This window comes from Pseudooceanicola sp. HF7, from assembly GCF_011806405.1.
Classification (GTDB): domain Bacteria; phylum Pseudomonadota; class Alphaproteobacteria; order Rhodobacterales; family Rhodobacteraceae; genus Pseudooceanicola.
In genome coordinates, this window is the sequence record NZ_JAATOW010000014.1 from 71,401 (window position 1) to 89,100 (window position 17,700).

Here is a 17,700-nt window from a genome sequence, read left to right on the forward strand (position 1 = left end):
AAGGCTGCCGCTCGACCGAGCTATCAAATGCTGCGCTCGCATCCCGCATAGCTGCCGTTGGCTAAAAGTGCAGAATTCGGATTTGGTCGTCAGCTGCATTCTTGGCAGTTTCGCCCCAATTATCACGTGACATGATCAGCTATCAAAAGGATCTAGCCAGTTGTTATGTAATTGATATCGCTATTCAAAAGTCTGCTCTCTGGCTTCGTCGCGTTGACATTCCCTCCTTCGAATACGATTAATACGTTCGTTTGCTTTACCTGCAACGACCTTAGCGGCTTCTGCGATTTCTGCGTCAGCATGGGAAGCTAGAGCGAGGATAGCATCTGCTCTTGGTTGCATGGTATCTGCTTGAGTAGCTGACCACCCACTGCGAGGTTCCATTCGGCTCGCATAACCGTTCAAGACACCGCGTGGATTGGGAGCAGCTTCCAAAAACCTCATCGCGGTGTCAGTCAAAACTATTGCTCCAGTTTCTTTGTCAACTTTCCATAATTCGAGACTGGAGCCGATCACCGACCAAACCTCAGCTGTTTCTTGTCTCTCACACCAAGAAACGAGCGTATGGACATCAACTTGGGCAAGAGGCAGGCGGTCCATGCCACCACTTTCAATAAAGAAGCGCCGCTTTTCGCGTGTTTCGTCGTCACCGGCGAATACACGATTAAGAAAATCGATTGGTATCTCAACGGCAGTGTTCCGAACAGCGCCTTCGAAGGCATGAAGATGTCCATATCTTTCATCAACAACCTCAAAGATGGCGTCGAGCCAGGCATTTTTCTCCTTCTCATTGCCTTGGAACCTCAGCGCCGCCCGAACAACGCACTCCATCCGATGATTAGTTGAACCGCCCGGATCGTTGTGATCTCTGAGCATACGCTGGGTTGCGGCAACTAAGCCAAGACGCCGAAGTTCAGGTCCGAGTGTATCCAATTGGCTGTCTTTCCCATGGAGTCTCATTGTCAGCCCTTCCAACACGGCGTCATCGCCGTTGGGCTTCGCAAGAATTCTCTCTGCGACTTCAATGATCCGGTGTTTAGGGAGGGATGTGTAGGTATCTCGCCATAGAATGTTTTCGAACATCCACCCGTTTATGTTTCGGCCCCCAAGCAGCGCCAAACATCTATCAAGGTCGGATTCATCGAATTTCCTAGCAGGATGTAGCCCAACTATGACCTGACGAAGGAGATTGTGGTCAGCACATTGATCCAACAGCAGCTGCGCAAGTTGTGGTTCAACGGTGTCTACCTCTTCTAGGAATCCACAAAGGACTGAATAATCGAAGTTTTCCGTTTCTTGGGCTTCGAGTTGGCCAACTAGGCTTCGCCATGTCTGCCGCAAGTCATCAGAACCTCTTGCAAGACCGCGGCCAAATGCAGTTCGGTGTGGCATCCAATCCGTCAAAAATAGCGCCGGACCCAGGTCTTCTAGGTCATAGTCCGAATGTGCAAAGTCTTGCCCCAACCGCAGGGCTTTGGCTTGAAGCCTCTCTTCAGCTTTCGAATACTTCTTTGGGTCGTCATGATCAAATTGTTCGTCTAAGGCCCAGTTGTTTCTGCCTTTCTCTAAAACGTAGGTCTTGATCATTGGCAATAGGTCGTGCGGTTCGAGATCGGCTTCCAACGCCACAAGGCTGTTCGGGATCGGCCTTGGGTCCGCGTCTGGCTTCTTTTTCTTGTAGTCAAAGTAGATGGTCGAACGGATTGCTCTCCAGCCTTCCCCCCAAGGCTCTTTGGCGTGAAGTGCCCTTGCTGCATCGACGAGATCATTTTGCATTGCTTGTTGGCGCCATAGACCCCGGAAATTCTGCGCGAGAATCGACCTTGCCGATTCAGCTAGCCCCGGGTCGTCGCCGATTCCCAGCTGGACGGCAATATCAACGAACGATTTGCGCCAAGACGCGAGTTGATCGTTATCTGGTCGATATCCGTAGTCTCTTGGCCTGGCACCGAAGTCGCTCAAGCCTGACCCAGTCCAGTGGGAACCTTCTAGAGCACTGGACAGCATTCTTAGCCCCAACGACCGCCGCGTCTGACTTGCTGATTGGATGCACTGCTCCACTAGATAGACACGTTGTTCCAAGGCTGCGTGTGTGCCCGATAGATATGCTTGGAAAAACCGAATGATTTTATCTCTGATTGAGTCGTAGCTGCTTACCTCATCCTCGAAATCAGCAACTCTGATAAGAAGGTTTACGCAGCGATCAAAGGCTTTGGGCTCGTATGCCATGGATTGAAGTAAGTTTATGATCGTAGTCCTACGAGGGTTGTGCCTCGGGTCAATTCCCTGAAAATCTGCAGCAGTGAGCTCGGCTTCGATGCGGTCAAGCAGCGCATCCGGTGCAACGGGCCCAATGTAGTCCAGAATTCTCGATCCATTCTCATCAAGGTTGGAAACGCGACCCAGCAGGCCGTCCGGTTGCAGCCATGCCTCAACAATCTCTCTGGCAATCGGGTTATCATGCATCAAGCCAAGCCTGTGAGCGAACGACATCAGAAGCCGACTATTCCCTGGTGCTTCGAAAGTTGATCTCAGTGTCTCTACGGGGATGCTCTCTAATGCAGATTCTGCCAACCTGTTTGCGACTGCATGGGGCAGTATCGCCCTCCAATGGGCTCTCTTTTGCACAACGTGACGGTCTGCCAGCTTCTTGGTAGATTTGAACAATTGAGCCGTTGAGTGCGCTGAAATAGAGCCCAAGACTTCCAGTTCATTCTGACCAACCTCTGGGTCAGAAACCGAGAATGAATAGACTAAGGACAGAGCCTCGGCCTGTTCACGAAGGTCACCATCGGCTCCTTTCCGTTGTTGGAAAAGACGGTCGAACAATTCGGCGTCTGATAATTGTGCGAGGCTCTCACCCTCTTCAACCCTTTCTGCAATTGCCAAGGCAACCCTCGCATTGCCATCGGCAAACTCGGCGACACGTCGTGCATTTCCTTGACCGATTTCGGGAAACCGGCGCACCAGAAGTTTTTCGGCGACTTCCGGTCCATTCGCCTCAATGTGGACCACTTCAGTGGTTTGCGGCTTGTCGTCTCTAATATCGTATTCCACCGTGATCAGGCGGACATCACCACTTGCAGCAGACACTTTGGCTGCCAATGCCGAATGCAGATCGGAGGGGCAATTGTCTAGGATCATTACCGCGCGACGACCTTCGGCAGTCAGACGATCTAGCATGGCAGAGGCGGATGGATCGGGGTCTTGTCCGGTATCGACGTAGACTGCGATAGTCCTATCGAGAGGATCATCGCCTATAGTATCGTCAAAGAGTGCCTGGACAATCCGTGTTTTGCCAACACCTGAAAGCCCCGTGACGCGGATCGCTTTGTTTGATGTGCGTATCAGCCGACGCATAGGTTCTATTGCGTCTTCGATTGAAAACTCCTGACCTCGCTCAGTCGGCACATGGACAGTGACGCCTGGAGCAGAAATCAGAGTGTCAGGCGATCCTTTGGGCGGATTACTCCAAGCTCCATATGGCTGCCATCCCGAATAACCCTGACCGAGCTTGTCTTTCAACCACAGTAACACCGACGGGTGCTGCCTAACCCACTGGACCAGCTTGGAACGGTCGAAGAAATCGAGGTGGATGTTACCCTTGTTCGGATCACTGGCTACCGCTGCCCGCATGGCGTTTAAGCGATCCTTCTTCATCGGAGGTGAACAATCGTCGGCGAGGCTCACGATGATGTAGCTGCCGCCGATCTGGGCTTGGTTTGCGATGGTTGGGTTCAGTTCTCCATCCTTCAGCATCTCCGCCAAAATTGCGGACTTTGGCATAGAGTCCTTCTTGGACTGGAGAACTGTGTTTGGGCGGGTCAGGAATCCCGTTTCTAAGTTGGTGGTGTCCACCTGCACATGAATGTCGATGCCTTCATCTTGGGCCTTTATCGAGCCTGACCAACTGACACTTGCGGGGCTATGGTCATGTGCGGCGACCTCCGCCTCGGCGAGACGTGCTATCAACTCCTCCAGCCGTTCGTCGGACAAACGAAGCAGGTCATCCTTTTCAATATCGAAGATCGCCATCTCACCACCTGAATGCAACGGGCTGTAGGCGTAGCACATTTAGCCCACAACATCTAGCGATGCAGGCATCGCGTGGCAAAATGGGAAACGGCCTCGAGTCGAGCCAAGGATCGTCAGTCTTCACCAGCGTCTCGTCGATCCCACGCAGCTAAAAACCGACTGATGGTAGACTTCTGCTGTTCATTGAGAGTGTCGCCTCGCTGTGCTTCGCTCAACCGCCGTCTGAACTGGTCTTGATCTAACAATCGGTCAATTCCGTTGACCTGTGCGCGGTCGTTCTCTCGTTGGACGAGATCGCTAGGTGCGCCACCGAAACCTCCCGTGCCTTGACTGTAAGACTTCCCTAGGAAAGCTGAAGCGAGTTGGTAGAGCTTCGCGTCGCCCTCCAAAGCCTGAGTTGTGAAGGCAATGACCTCGCCAGACCCATCAGGCTGTAGCCCGTCCCATTCAGAAAGCAGGCGGGCAGGGTTGGTTGACGACAGCATGGTCCCGTCGGCAGCGGCTGCCCGAAGCATCTCGAGTGTTTGCCCTCGAAGTTGCTGAGCTACGGCTTCAGTTGTCAGCGTTTCCACTTCCGAAGAAGGATCGCGGTCAGGATTGCTGGGGTAGTGGTCCTCCCAAGCCGAATTGCTGAAATCGACGTGCCATTGCAAGGTGGCTGCCGCAACAGCCCTTGCCAATATCTCGGATCGTTCTTCAAGGGTAGTTCGGTCTCTGAGTATGGCTCGCAACAGCCAGTGCAGTCTGAACCTGTTGTCGCCGAATGATCCGAAACCGCGCCCCTCATCTTGGTCCAAGAACAATTCGTCGGCCATGCCAAACAATGCGGTCAACAGTTTCTCGCCCTGTTCAATGGAGATATTGGGTCCGTGGGCTGTCAACTCATCAAGGATGTATGAGGCTTTGGTCCGCCCTTCAGCCTGAGTGATCTCTATCGCGTCCCGAACACGGTCCTGAATCTCTTCAACCGTCCTCGATGCGTCGAGGAGATAGTCGAGTTCTGCTTTCGGTATGGTCTTCGGCGAGACTGAAAATCGGAAATAGGTGTCAAAGTGTTCGTTTGAGCAAACTCGCCTTTGACGAGCCCATTCCCTTGTCCCTGAGTGAATGGTGTTTGCGAAGACATTCTGCAACTGAGGGAACAATCTCATAAGGGCTTCCCGAAGTTGCCCATGATCTTCTTCAGGTTCACTCCCCAGGAGCATCGATGCGTATTGGGCAGAACGGGCATCACGCTGGTCGTACCTATCGTTCTGACCTGCGTTCAGGATGGCCGATTTGTTCTGCCGTATGGCCTTATAGACCGCTGGTCGGAACACTCGCAGAGTTTCAAGGCTCACAAAATCCGGCAAAAAGACATCAGACTTGATGGGAGTGATTGTAATCGAAAGCGTGTTCGCCAGTCGCAAGACATCCCGAGGCGTTTTCAGCTCCGGCACCACGATAGAATGAAACAAATTGCCAAATTCGACCGGATCAATGTCAGGTAGGTCAGCCGCCAAACCATCTAGCACCTCACCCATCATGACGTTAAGATGTGATTGATCGGGTTGAGGAAGCTCGAATCCCGCTTGAATGATCTTCTCAAGGTAATGTGCGCCTTCAGACGGAAACCGACGTGCAACGGCCTGCTCAGTGGTCTCTCGATCATAGGCTAAAAGATACATCACGTTTGGAAGCCGTCCTACAGATTTGACCAACCGGAAGATGACCAGCGCCTCCTCCGGTGAAAGACGGTCCAGATCGTCAATGATTACAAGGAACTTCTTCCCTGCTTCACGAAGAGCGTCTGCAAGAGTCGCCTGTAGGTCCTCTGCAGTTTCACCCTGCTCGATGAAGCCGCCGAGTGCGTCCAGGGTCGCGGTCGTTGCCTTCTCTCCCAGTGATCCTGCAAACAAGCCTACAGCCATACCCGCAAGACTGCTTGCGCCTGCAAGGTTGGCCCCCAACTTGCGGAGGGCTCCAGCGGCCTTTGTCTGCTCCGAAAGGACGGGCGAAAGCCCAGCGTAGAGTTCCTTAAAGAATCCCACGGCCAACGCATCTTCGGTTCGATACATCCACGCCGGAAAGTTAATCACTTCGAAATCGGCCGCATCATTCGCAAGATGGTGCCGGACAAGATTGATAACGCTGCTCTTGCCAGAGCCCCAAGGACCGTAGATTGCCACCACGCTGCCAAGCGGGTTCTCGACACTACGAATGCAATCGCTGATGGCCTTGGCGAATGGGTCACACCCAAATCTATCTTTGTCGGGGGTCGTGATTGGAACATCGTCAAAGTTACTCATCTACTACCTCGTGCAGATTTGGCCCAGGGAAGAACCCTTTGCAGCAAAACAAAGTCCATCCTCACTAAAGTCTGCATGTTGGCCGGACGAACTATTTTACCGTGGCAAGTTTCGGACACGGCAGGAGTCGAATGTCCGGTTCCATGACCACTAACATAAGCTCTTCGCGAGCGCGGCCAAAGTCCGCTTCCCGCCCACACCTGACTTCGCAAGTGCGGCGTAAACCGAGTCAGTCGGCTAACGGTAGCTTAGATCGGCGTCTCTGATCTTGGACACCCCGCCTCCGCCGAGCGCCCCCGGGACCGTCCGGTTCGGGGAAGCAGCACTTTATACCCGCGAACCCGCCAATGGCGGCTGAGGGGCGGTTCGTGTTGGTTGGGTGCCCAGGTGTCTTTCAGTGGCAAGGATCTTTCCCTGCGCTCAGCGGCTACTTTGCGGCTTCGGCGCGCATGGCCCCTATGCCGGAGAAAGTGTTGTCCGGGGCAACTGGTATCCCCGCCCAAGATCTGCCCGGCCAGGCCATCAGGTCCGCGCGCCCTAATTTATCAAGCTGAGCGATCTCCCTCGGCTTCGTCCTTTGCCCGTGTGGCCAGCCACTCTGTCATGACCCTCCGAACAACTTCTGGCCTGGAAGGCAGATCCTCTTGCACCCGCCGATAATCGTCGATCGCCTTCAGCATCTGACGATCCATTCTGATGGTGACCGGTTCGGTATCCAGTTTTGGACGTCCCATCTTAGCCATTTCGAATCTCCTTCAAGAAACTACTTGACTAAATGACGTCATAAACCTAAATTGTCAAGTGCGATGGGGGCTCTGACCTCCCCATCACACTCTAACCCCAACCGATCACATGGAGATCGATCATGGCTGAGACCTGCCCTACCACGCGCCACGGCGCGGATGAACCCGCGCACTTTCGTCATTCGCCCGTTTCGGGCCACTTCTCACACCTGCTCGCGGCCTTGGCCGCTGCGATCGAGGCCGAGCGTGACATTGAGAACGGCCTCTGGTCCGATCCGGGTTTCGATCATTGGTTGAAGGAGGCGGAACTCGGGTGGGAGCGTGCCACCGGTCGCTGCTGCTCCGTCATCGACGCACCAGCTACCCGTCCGAGCGATGTCCCGCTCCAGCGTTTCGCGCGTCACTTGCACTGGACGCTCGGCTGCGAGACCGCTGCCGAACTCCGGACTGCTCGCCAGGTCGTTGCGGGTCACCTGGATCTTTTCTCCTGGAACGGAAGGGACCCCGAGGGGCTGCGCATCGTGCAGATGCTCGCGCGCGGGCGGCAGCAGTTCCACGAGGTCTGCATGCTCGACATGTTGAACCCGATTGATGCCGTGGCCTTCCCGGAGGCTTTCACCGGATACGAGCCCTTCGCCGCCTGATCTCCACAAACATCGTCCCGGCACCCTGATGCCCTGTCCCGGAACGGGTCAGGGCTCAAACAAACGTGCCCTCGTTCTCAGCCGACATATTCTCGGAGGTCCAGTGATGGCTCATCCCGCACACACGTCTCTCAAATCCGCACCCGTTCGCCCGCATATCTACGTCGGCGCGTCCAAGAATAAGCTCTACCTGCCGCGCGGCTCCCGTAAGCTCTCTGCGGAAGGCTGGTCCCGTACCTATGCAGGACCGATCAAAACGGAGTGGAACACAATTGCCCAGTCTAAGGGCTTCGACCTGATCCGCAGGGTCCGGGACAAGTTCCACGTTGTCTTGCGGTGCCACACCTGTGGAGCCTTGACGGCGCAGAAGATCTTCACCTTGCGCACCGCCCAGCCAGCTTGTGCGAGTTGCAGGCATCGCGCCATCGTCGTGATCGCGCAGGAGGCTGGCTTGGAGTTCCTAGGCTATGACCCGGACTATCATAAAATCGGCATCTACCGCGCGGTGTGCGGCCACACCGTGCGCCGACAGTTCGGACAGATCGAACGTATCGCAAACGGCCATTGCAAGCTGCGCTGCGAGACCTGTCACTCCGGGAAAGAAGCCGAGGAAGCAGCTGACCGTGGGTGGCAGCTGCTGGGAAGCGATCCCGAAGGCAACCCGAACTACCGGATCTATCAGCACGGCTATGGGCATAGGCAGCGGGTTGCCCGGGCAAACATGCAGAGCGGTCGCTTTCAATGCACCGCATGCGGGGAAGGTTGGGCTACTGCACCAAGTCATATCTATGCCATTCGTCTGGAACTCCCTACCGGGCTTCGGGTGGTCAAGCTGGGCTTCTCCCGAGACCCGGAATCGCGACTGCATAATCAACTCTTGCTGCAATCCGGAATCCAGGCAGAGCTTCTGCGGACCGTTCCGCAGCCGACAGGCCACGCCGCGCTTTGTCAGGAGAAGGCCCTCCACCGCGCGCTGAAGACGTCTCATCCGGACGCGATCATTCCACATGAGCACTTTCGGGACTGGCTGGCGGTCAAGACCGAGGTCTACGGGATCGAGATCGCGCCGATCATCCTGAAGCACCTGGACGACATCCGATAGAAATAGCGACCCAAGCGTGGGCCGGTTCCGGAACGGTCCCGTCCGGATCCGGAGCCGCCCCAGCGGCCCGGCCCGTTTGCCCGTAAGCGTAACCCGCACGCCACAGGGTGCGGGGCGTCCTGACCTGCGCCGTAACGCCCACATACCGGACAGCGCCACCTCTTCTTCCCTGAACCTTTCCACGCCCCCTTCCGGATCGCGGTCCCAACCCGGGCGTCCTGATCCGTACAGTACGGAGCTGACAATGACCAAACCTTCCCCCCAATCCCCCCTTCCAAAGAAAAATGGCGCGAAGCGCCCGCAGTGGTGGGCCTACGCCCAGGACTGCATCGCGCGCCTGCGCGCGACCGAAGCTGACATCGTCGATCTCGAACGGCGCGCAACAGATGGTGACGCCGCCGCAGTTGACACTTTGATGGCGTACGAAGGCGGCGACAGCCCGAAACCGCCTTCGCGCCGCGCAGCTTCCGGGATGGAGTCCGCCGCCGAGGCCATGGGGCGCGTCAGCAGCGCGCCTCATCTGTCCCCGGAGGAGTGGGACGCGATCGCGGCAGACGGCGGCGATCCCTTCGCCACCGCTCAGGACGGCAGCACCCGTCCCGCAATACCGCTTCCCCTCCGCGACGTGATCCTTCTGGCCCGCCTTGCCGCAACCTTCCGGACTGCGGAGACCTGGGAGGCAACACTCCAACCCGGAGCTTTGACGGTCGTGGTGGGCCTCGAACCCACCCTTTCCTTGGGAAAGTTGCTGACTGCCGCCATGCTGCCGAATGGCTGGGCAATCCAGAGCCGAGCGCCAAGGTCCGCGCCGCATCCGGTGCTCCAGCTGCCTGACCGCCCAGTGATGGAAAAGGAGCTGGAGCGCCTGCTTCAGCATCCGGCGCCAATCCTGCTGCCGGTCGCGAAGCAGGAGCACCTGCCAGCTCTCGTCGGCGCCGGCGAGACAGGCGAGCGCATTCTCTTCTTGGAGAAGGTGAATGCCGATATCCTGCTCTTCGCCCTGAGCGTCAGCCACAGCGCGACCGGACGGATCGATGCCGACAGCGTGCGGGCACTGTTGCCCAACGATGAAAGCCTGGCCACTCTGGAGGTGGGACATCTGGCGATGGCGTGCCGCGCGCCGACAGCCCGAGAAGTGGCAGAACGGATCTCGTTTATGACCAAGACAGCGCCCACCGAAGAGGTCGCGCGAGAGCGCTCCGGCCCGGCCATCATCGACGGCACCACGCCCGCGCACCATGCTGTCCGGAACATCGTAGAGGATCTTGCGGCGTGGCAGGCCGGCGATCTGAACTGGAGCGAGATGTCGCGCTCCCTTCTGATCCATGGCGCCCCAGGGTCGGGCAAGACCTACCTGGCCCGGCAGCTGTCCGAGGCGGCTGGTGTCGCTCTGGTCGAGGGTAGTTTCGCCGACTGGCAAGCTGCCGGGCACCTCGGACATATGCTTGCCGCTATGACCAAATGCTTCGACGACGCGGTCGCGAACGCCCCCTGCGTCCTGTTCATCGATGAAGTCGACTCGGTCGGGTCGCGCTTCGGTGGCGACCAGCACGGGATTAGCTACCGGGTTCAGGTCGTGAACGGCTTCCTCCAGCAGATCGACCGGCTGGCACGTACCCCGGGCATGATCCTGATCGGGGCCTGCAACCAGATCAGCCGGCTCGATCCTGCGATCACGCGGCCTGGCCGGTTTGACCAGATCCTGCAAATGCCACTTCCGTAGCTCGCGGACATCAGGCTGATCCTGGGCAAGGTGCTGGCGGATAAGCTGCCCAAAAGCGAGATCAATACCCTGGCGCGCGCCGCAGTCGGCAAGACCCCCGCCGAACTCGACGCCGCATTGCGTGCCGCCACCGCCGATGCGCGGCGGCAACGACTGCTCATGTCATCCGACCTGGTGCGCCGACACCTCGGGATCGATCAGCCCAACCCGGAACTGCTCCGCCGTATCGCCGTCCACGAAGCCGGTCACGCGCTTGCCGCCGAACTGCTGGTGCCGGGATCTGTCGTGAAGCTCAGCCTCTCTGACCGCGACGGTCGGACCGAACGCCGTTCGGCGTTCGCCCAGCTGACGGTCGAGGAGATCGAGACCGAGCTGCTGATCCTGATGGCCGGCCGCGCGGCCGAGCGGCTGGTGCTGGGCACGATCTCCGGCGGCGCAGGGGGAGACACGGAAAGCGACCTCGCTCTTGCAACCACCCTGGTCCTGCAGCTGGACCGTGAGCTGGGCCTTGGCCGCAACGGCCATAGCTGGCTTGGGCCTGCTGACATGTACAGGTTGACCGGGGAGGAGAAACAGCGGATCAGTGCGAAACTGGGTCAGGCGGAACGCAAGGCATATGCGCTGCTCGGATCCAAGAAGGATACTCTCGAGAATATCTCGAACGACTTGGTGCATCGGCGCGAAATGAACGCCCGGGTCCTCGCGCAGTGGCTTGGCGATACGCCGTCAGACCTGTCGCCGCTTCAACCGATACACATGTCATGACTGTCTCGGCTCGCCGCGCCTTGAGCACCCGCACGCTCAAGGCGCAGCTCGGGTTCGCGTATTCCCGGAATACTCTCTCCATGAAAAGTTTTGCCAAACGTTCGCTGCCCAACATGCGCGCCGCCGTACCGGTGGCAATTGCTCCAGAAGAGAAATTCTCCGCAAGTTCGGGCCGTTATCCACATGTTTCCAGGCGTGTACGGGGTCTACCCCATCCCCGCAGGCCCCAATCCCCACTAAACTGGCAAGACGACTTCACGCAGGACAACCGCCGGAAAGGGAGGGAACACATGTCCAGACGCACACCCCTTCTGGCCGTCAAGGAAGCAACCGCGGCGCAGATGCTGGATATGCGCACGAACGAGTTCAGGAACCTCGTCCAGATCGGCGCGCTGCCGCAGCCTATCGACCTCGCCGGGCAGGTACTGCGCTGGCGTGTCTCCGACCTGGAAGCGATCCTGACCGGCGCCGTGCCCGACGAAGGGTTCGAAACATGAAGAAGCTGGAACTTCCCTACCTGGACACCATCACCGTGAAGGGGCGTACCTACCACTACTTCCGGAAAGGCAAGACAAGGGTACGTCTCAAGGCGGCGCCCGGCAGCGACGCCTTCCTGCGGGAATACTGGCATCTGCGTCGTGGTCAACCGTCTGCGGCGTCTAGAACGACTTGGGACCGGTTGATCGCCAGCTACTACCAGAGCTCGAAGTACAAGCGCCTCAGCAAGGGAACCGCAGCCAACTACAGACGGCATTGTGAAGCAATCCGTGAGAAGAACGGTGCCAGAGACGTCCGCACTTTCCGTCGCAAACACGCCATCGAGGCGCGCGATGCATTGCAGGACACCTGGTCGAAGGCCAACGAACGCGTGGCCGTCCTCTCGATCCTCATGCGCCATGCCGTGGACCTCGAATGGATCAACCGTAACCCTGTCGTGGACGTCGAGAAGCTTTCGGGCGGAGAATATGAGCCCTGGCCCGAGGACAAGCTGCTCGCCTACGAAGCAGCATGCGAAGAGCATAGCGTGGAACGCATCACCTATGAACTGGCAATTGGAACTGGCCAGCGGCTTGGTGACTGCATCTCGATGAAGTGGGCCGACTTTGATGGCGAGTATATGACAGTCGTTCAGGAGAAGACCTCAGCCAGGATCCAGGTGTACTGCCCGACGCGCCTTCAGCGTTTCCTGGAAACCATTCCCCGGAACGGAGCCCATATTCTCGCGAAGAACCGCACGCAGCAAATTGGCAAGCGGCAGGTGCAGAAGAAGCTCGAGGCAATTCGGAAAGCGATCGGCGTCCTCGCCGGGAAGGATCGTCTCGTGCCTCATGGGTGGCGATATACGGCGGCGACCCAGTTGGCCGACGCCGGAGTCGATATGCGCGACATCCAGGCCGTGACCGGTCACAAGACGCTATCGATGGTTCAGAAGTATACCGCTCAAGCCAACCAGAAAGCAGCCTCCAGAAGGGCCCAGACAGCACGGGAACAGAGCAGAAACGAACCAGGAAAGTGCTAACAAACTGCCAAACTCGGCTGTTCGATCTGAGCGCAGCGTTTCAAATTTGGAAGTTTTCTCTTTAAAATCAAAATGGTGCGGGTGAAGGGACTCGAACCCCCACGCCAAAGGCGCCAGAACCTAAATCTGGTGCGTCTACCAATTCCGCCACACCCGCACACGCTGATCGCGTGACGCGCTTACTAGCAAAGCGCCCGCGCCGATTGAAGCCTAAAACGGCAGGCGACGCGGGATTGATGCCGGCAGGCCCTTTCGCCCTGCCAGCAAAGGGCCTGCGCGCTCACTCAAGGGCGCGCAGAACCGCAGGAAGGGCCTCTGGCAGGTCTTCGGCGATCAGGCCGGGGCCGAAATGGCGCGCGCCCTCCACATGCAGCATGACGCCCATGGCGGCGGAATCAAACGCCGGGAACCCCCGGGCCAGCAGCCCGCAGATGACGCCGGACAACACGTCCCCGGACCCGGCGGTGGCCAGCCAGGGTGCGGCCCGCGCGCCCAGGGCGGCATGGACCCGCACGCGCCGGTCAGGGGCGGCAATCACCGTGTCCGCGCCCTTCATCAGCACCACACAGCCTGCCCGGTGCGCGGCCTCACGCGCCGCATCGACGCGGGAAAAGGCCGGCCCACGGGTGGCGGGATCAGACAGCCGTTCGGACAGGTCGGGAAAGAGACGCGCGAACTCGCCGCCATGGGGCGTCAGCACCGCGCGCGCGGGCAGTGCGGCGAACAGGGCCTGGGGATCGGAGCCGAAGGCGCTCAGCGCATCGGCATCCAGCACAAGCCCGCGATCGTCGTCCTGGGCCGCCTCCTGGGCCACTGGCACCAGCTCCCGCGCCCGCTCGATCCCGAGCCCGGGGCCAAGGCACAGCGCGTTGAAACGCGGATCCTCCAGCAGCGCGGCCAGATCCGATGCCCCGGCAAGGGGCTGCATCATCAGGGCGGTGACCTGGGATGCGACCTCGGCCTCAGCCCCGGGGGCCACGCCAAGGGTGACCAGCCCTGCCCCGATCCGCAGCGCCGCCCGTGCCGCCAGTCGTGCGGCGCCGGTCTTGCCCGCGCCACCTGTAAGGACCAGCGCATGGCCATGCCCGTATTTATGCGCGCCTGCCTGTTTTTTCGCCACCAAGGCGCAGAAACGCGGGTCCGCCAGCAGCTCTGCCACCTCTGTGCCGCCCCCAGTGCCGCGATTTTCATCCGATCCCTCCCCCGGCAGGCCGATATCCACCACCTCAAGCGACCCGCCGGCCTCACCGCCCGCCCCCAGCACATGGCCGGGCTTGGCACCGTGGAAGGTCACGGTCAGATCGGCGCAATAGCCCGGATCCTCCCCCAGCCAGCGCCCCGAATCCGCGCAGAGGCCAGAGAGGATGTCGACCGCCACGCCATGGCGCGCCGCCCCCAGGGCACGGGCCAGCAGCGCGGCCAGATCCGGCGAAAGCGCCCGGCTAAGCCCCGTGCCGAACAGCGCATCCACCACAAGGTCCGCGCCCGGCGCCTGCCCCGCTGCCTCCTCAAGGGACAGCGTCTTCCCCTGCCCCTCCCACAGCATCTTGTTGGCGGCCGCGTCAGGCGGCAGGGCGCCCGGATCGCCCAGCAGGCCAAGCTGCACCGCCCAGCCGCGCACCGCCAGCAGGCGGGCCACCACGAAACCGTCGCCCCCATTGTTGCCGGGCCCGCAGAGAATCACCGCCCGTCCCGGCGCCTCCGCCAGCCGGGGCCAGCGCGCAAGAACGGCATCCACCACCCCTGCCCCGGCCCGCTCCATCAGCTCCAGACCGGTCACCGAACCGGCTGAAATCTGCTCCATCTCCCGGGCTTTCATCTGGGCACCGGTCAGCAATATTGACATGATCTTTCCAAACTGCACAAATATTAGTCACGCCGCATATTTTTCGCGCGGCATTTCGTTGCGCCCTCTAGCCTCTCACCGGCGTTTGACATTAGTCAATTGTGAGTGCGACGTGAAAGTGGTCTGACCGGACCGACGTTACTGCGAGGAGTTTCCGATGAAAAAAATCGAAGCGATCATCAAGCCGTTCAAGCTTGATGAGGTGAAGGAGGCGCTTCAAGACGTGGGCGTTCAAGGTCTCTCCGTCATCGAGGTGAAGGGGTTTGGCCGTCAAAAAGGTCACACGGAACTGTATCGCGGTGCCGAATACGTCGTCGACTTCCTGCCGAAGGTGAAAATCGAGGCAGTGCTGGACGACGACCAGGTGGATGGCGCCATTCAGGCCATCATCGATGCTGCCAAGACCGAGAAGATCGGTGACGGCAAGATCTTCGTTTCTCCGATAGAGACCGCCATTCGCATTCGTACCGGGGAAACCGGCACGGACGCACTCTAAACACACCCTTTACAGGGTGGGCGTGCGGGGACGCGCGCACTCCAAGAGACTCAAAACCGAAGGGAAAAGGGAATGAGCAAGGAATCCGTTCTCAAGCTGATCAAGGATGAGGACGTTGCCTACGTCGACATCCGCTTCACCGATCCGCGGGGCAAGCTGCAGCACGTGACCGTGGTTGCGGACCTGGTCGACGAAGACTTCCTCGATGAAGGCTTCATGTTCGACGGCTCCTCGATCGCGGGCTGGAAGTCGATCGAAGCTTCCGACATGAAACTGATCCCCGACACCGAGTCGGTCTACATCGATCCGTTCTATGCCGAAAAGACCCTCTGCGTGCATTGCTCCGTTGTCGAACCCGACACCATGGAGCCCTATGAGCGCGACCCGCGCGGCACCGCGCAGAAAGCCGAAGCCTACCTGATCTCCTCCGGGATCGGCGACAGCGCCTTCATGGGTCCGGAAGCGGAATTCTTCCTGTTCGACAACGTGAAATACTCCGTTGCCATGAACAAGGTGTCCTACGAAGTGGACGCGCTGGACGCATCCTGGAACACCGACACCGATTACGAGATGGGCAACACCGGCCACCGTCCGGGCGTCAAGGGCGGCTACTTCCCGGTCAACCCGATCGACGACGCGCAGGACATCCGTGCAGAGATGCTCTCCACGATGAAGCGCATCGGCATGAAGGTCGACAAGCACCACCACGAAGTGGCCTCCTGCCAGCACGAGCTTGGCCTGATCTTCGGCTCCGTCACCAAGCAGGCTGACGAGATCCAGAAGTACAAGTACATCATCCACAACGTGGCCCAGGCCTACGGCAAGTCGGCAACCTTCATGCCCAAGCCCATCGCAGGCGACAACGGCACCGGCATGCACGTGAACATGTCCATCTGGAAGGACGGCAAGCCGCTCTTCGCTGGTGACAAGTATGCGGATCTCTCCGACGAAGCCCTGTTCTTCATCGGCGGCATCCTGAAGCACGCCAAGGCGCTGAACGCCTTCACCAACCCGTCCACCAACTCCTACAAGCGCCTGATCCCCGGCTTCGAAGCCCCGGTTCTGCGCGCCTATTCCGCCCGCAACCGCTCCGGCTGCGTGCGTATTCCGTGGGCGGAATCCCCCAAGGCAAAACGCGTGGAAGCCCGCTTCCCCGATCCTTCGGCAAACCCCTACCTGTGCTTCGCCGCACTTCTGATGGCCGGCCTCGACGGCATCAAGAACAAGATCCACCCCGGCGACGCGATGGACAAGAACCTCTACGATCTGCCGCCTGAAGAGCTGGCTGACATCCCGACCGTCTGCGGCTCGCTGCGCGAAGCCCTGACCGAGCTGGAAGCCGACATGGACTTCCTGCTGGCCGGCGACGTCTTCACCAAGGACCAGATCGAAGGCTACATCGGCCTGAAAATGGAAGAGCTGGAAGAGTACGAGCACACGCCGCACCCGGTGGAATACAAGCTGTACTACTCCTGCTGATCCCTTTCGGATCGACGGACACGAGGGGCGCCTTTCGGGGCGCCCCTTTTTCGTTGGCGAGATGGCAAAGATAGGTCTGGGCGCTGGTGTCGGGATGGCACGGGGTATGTCTGGATGTGGCTAGAGCAGCGCTTTTGAGGGAGGCCGCCACGGTCTTTCACCGGGACTCACAGGCAAAGCAGACACGCCAGGCACGGGCCAGTTTCCCCTGCCCCGGGCCAGTCATCAAACTGATCTTAATAGCTATTTTGCGCCCCCGTCAGAGCCACGCCTTCTGCTAAGCCTCAGAACTGCGCGCGGCATTCCGCGCTCAGCCCGGCAGGGTCAGCACGATCGCGCCGCGCTCCGTGGCCACGACCGTATGTTCATATTGCACCACCGGCGCGGCCGGCGTGCTGTACAGCGTCCAGCCATCGCTGCCGTCGCTGGCGAACTGGCCGCCACGGGACAGAAAGGGTTCCACGGTCAGCACAAGCCCCTTGTGGATCCGCCGCCGGTCGCCCCGGGTGGGCCAGGTGGCGATTTCCTCGGGCTCTTCATGCAGGGAGCGCCCCACGCCGTGGCTGGCCAGGTTGCGGATCAGCGTATAGCCGCGCTTTTCCGCGAACTGGCCGATGGCATTGCCGATCCCGGCCAGCGGCTTGCCGGCCCCGACCTGGGCAATGCCGATCTGTGTGGCGCGCCTACCGTCCCGGCACAGCCGCTCAAGAGAGGGGCGCACTGGCCCGACGCGATGGGTCGCCCCGGTGTCGGCGTAAAAGCCGTTCTTGGAGGCAGAGACATCGATGTTCACCAGGTCGCCCTTGGCAATCACCCTGTCGCCCGGGATGCCATGGGCGATCTCTTCATTGACGCTGATGCAGGTGGCGCCGGGAAAATCATAGGTCGATTGCGGGGCCGAGACCGCCCCGGCCTGCTCCAGGCAAAGGCGCCCGATCTCGTCCAGCTCCCGCGTGGTCATGCCGGGTTCCAGAGCGCGGGCCATGGCGCGCATGGTATTGGCCACGATGCGCCCGATCTCTTTCAGCCCGTCCAGCTCGTCCTGCCTGGTAATCGTCAT

The 17,700-nt window shown here is 59.5% G+C and carries 13 protein-coding genes and 1 tRNA gene; 8 read left to right on the top strand and 6 right to left on the bottom strand.

Annotated elements, in window-relative coordinates; genetic code table 11:
* Positions 1 to 180: 180 nt before the first annotated feature.
* The 3 genes from HCZ97_RS10300 to HCZ97_RS10310 form a co-directional block, all read right to left on the bottom strand.
* Positions 181 to 4,035: a hypothetical protein gene (locus HCZ97_RS10300; protein ID WP_167688621.1), complete on the bottom strand. Its 3,855-nt coding sequence runs from the start codon at positions 4,033 to 4,035 to the stop codon at positions 181 to 183.
* A 113-nt stretch (positions 4,036 to 4,148) separates the two neighbouring features.
* A complete protein-coding gene (locus HCZ97_RS10305; RefSeq protein WP_167688622.1) occupies positions 4,149 to 6,323 on the bottom strand; it encodes a P-loop NTPase fold protein in 2,175 nt (724 codons plus the stop codon).
* Between the two features lie 545 nt (positions 6,324 to 6,868).
* A complete protein-coding gene (locus HCZ97_RS10310; protein WP_254871459.1) occupies positions 6,869 to 7,066 on the bottom strand; it encodes a hypothetical protein in 198 nt (65 codons plus the stop codon).
* Between the two features lie 122 nt (positions 7,067 to 7,188).
* Between HCZ97_RS10310 and HCZ97_RS10315 the strand changes: the two genes are divergently transcribed.
* The 6 genes from HCZ97_RS10315 to xerC all read left to right on the top strand — a co-directional run bounded on the left by HCZ97_RS10315 (position 7,189) and on the right by xerC (position 12,819).
* Positions 7,189 to 7,710 (top strand): hypothetical protein, encoded by a 522-nt coding sequence (locus HCZ97_RS10315; protein WP_167688624.1) that lies wholly within the window; start codon positions 7,189 to 7,191, stop codon positions 7,708 to 7,710.
* Positions 7,711 to 7,816: 106 nt separating this feature from the next.
* On the top strand, positions 7,817 to 8,812 hold the full coding sequence (locus HCZ97_RS10320; RefSeq protein WP_167688625.1) for a GIY-YIG nuclease family protein: 996 nt from the start codon (positions 7,817 to 7,819) through the stop codon (positions 8,810 to 8,812).
* A gap of 244 nt (positions 8,813 to 9,056) precedes the next feature.
* On the top strand, positions 9,057 to 10,535 hold the full coding sequence (locus HCZ97_RS10325) for an ATP-binding protein (protein WP_167688626.1): 1,479 nt from the start codon (positions 9,057 to 9,059) through the stop codon (positions 10,533 to 10,535).
* 30 nt (positions 10,536 to 10,565) lie between these two features.
* Positions 10,566 to 11,300 (top strand): hypothetical protein, encoded by a 735-nt coding sequence (locus tag HCZ97_RS10330; RefSeq protein WP_167688627.1) that lies wholly within the window; start codon positions 10,566 to 10,568, stop codon positions 11,298 to 11,300.
* A 290-nt stretch (positions 11,301 to 11,590) separates the two neighbouring features.
* Entirely contained in the window at positions 11,591 to 11,797 is a 207-nt protein-coding gene (locus HCZ97_RS10335; RefSeq protein WP_167688628.1) for a hypothetical protein, read from the top strand.
* Positions 11,794 to 12,819, top strand: a complete 1,026-nt coding sequence (xerC, locus tag HCZ97_RS10340; protein WP_167688629.1) for a tyrosine recombinase XerC — start codon at positions 11,794 to 11,796, stop codon at positions 12,817 to 12,819. Before HCZ97_RS10335 ends, xerC begins: the two co-directional genes overlap by 4 nt.
* A 73-nt stretch (positions 12,820 to 12,892) precedes the next feature.
* On the opposite strand, the gene HCZ97_RS10345 is transcribed toward xerC, so the two are convergent.
* Positions 12,893 to 12,976: transfer RNA gene (locus HCZ97_RS10345), tRNA-Leu, on the bottom strand.
* A gap of 123 nt (positions 12,977 to 13,099) precedes the next feature.
* Positions 13,100 to 14,665, bottom strand: coding sequence for an NAD(P)H-hydrate dehydratase (locus HCZ97_RS10350; RefSeq protein WP_167688630.1), 1,566 nt, complete (start codon positions 14,663 to 14,665; stop codon positions 13,100 to 13,102).
* Between the two features lie 157 nt (positions 14,666 to 14,822).
* On the opposite strand from HCZ97_RS10350, the gene HCZ97_RS10355 reads away from it, so the two are divergent.
* Positions 14,823 to 15,161 (top strand): P-II family nitrogen regulator, encoded by a 339-nt coding sequence (locus HCZ97_RS10355; protein WP_119400636.1) that lies wholly within the window; start codon positions 14,823 to 14,825, stop codon positions 15,159 to 15,161.
* Between the two features lie 72 nt (positions 15,162 to 15,233).
* On the top strand, positions 15,234 to 16,640 hold the full coding sequence (gene glnA, locus HCZ97_RS10360; RefSeq protein WP_167688631.1) for a type I glutamate--ammonia ligase: 1,407 nt from the start codon (positions 15,234 to 15,236) through the stop codon (positions 16,638 to 16,640).
* 310 nt (positions 16,641 to 16,950) lie between these two features.
* Here glnA and map read toward each other — a convergent pair whose 3' ends face one another.
* A complete protein-coding gene (gene map / locus HCZ97_RS10365; RefSeq protein WP_167688632.1) occupies positions 16,951 to 17,700 on the bottom strand; it encodes a type I methionyl aminopeptidase in 750 nt (249 codons plus the stop codon).

Coding starts and splice junctions, on each gene's coding strand:
- HCZ97_RS10300 (WP_167688621.1), bottom strand. CDS start 4,035: ATGGCGATCTTCGATATTGAAAAGGATGACCTGCTTCGTTTGTCCGAC.
- HCZ97_RS10305 (WP_167688622.1), bottom strand. CDS start 6,323: ATGAGTAACTTTGACGATGTTCCAATCACGACCCCCGACAAAGATAGA.
- HCZ97_RS10310 (WP_254871459.1), bottom strand. CDS start 7,066: ATGGCTAAGATGGGACGTCCAAAACTGGATACCGAACCGGTCACCATC.
- HCZ97_RS10315 (WP_167688624.1), top strand. CDS start 7,189: ATGGCTGAGACCTGCCCTACCACGCGCCACGGCGCGGATGAACCCGCG.
- HCZ97_RS10320 (WP_167688625.1), top strand. CDS start 7,817: ATGGCTCATCCCGCACACACGTCTCTCAAATCCGCACCCGTTCGCCCG.
- HCZ97_RS10325 (WP_167688626.1), top strand. CDS start 9,057: ATGACCAAACCTTCCCCCCAATCCCCCCTTCCAAAGAAAAATGGCGCG.
- HCZ97_RS10335 (WP_167688628.1), top strand. CDS start 11,591: ATGTCCAGACGCACACCCCTTCTGGCCGTCAAGGAAGCAACCGCGGCG.
- xerC (WP_167688629.1), top strand. CDS start 11,794: ATGAAGAAGCTGGAACTTCCCTACCTGGACACCATCACCGTGAAGGGG.
- HCZ97_RS10350 (WP_167688630.1), bottom strand. CDS start 14,665: ATGTCAATATTGCTGACCGGTGCCCAGATGAAAGCCCGGGAGATGGAG.
- HCZ97_RS10355 (WP_119400636.1), top strand. CDS start 14,823: ATGAAAAAAATCGAAGCGATCATCAAGCCGTTCAAGCTTGATGAGGTG.
- glnA (WP_167688631.1), top strand. CDS start 15,234: ATGAGCAAGGAATCCGTTCTCAAGCTGATCAAGGATGAGGACGTTGCC.
- map (WP_167688632.1), bottom strand. CDS start 17,700: ATGACGATTACCAGGCAGGACGAGCTGGACGGGCTGAAAGAGATCGGG.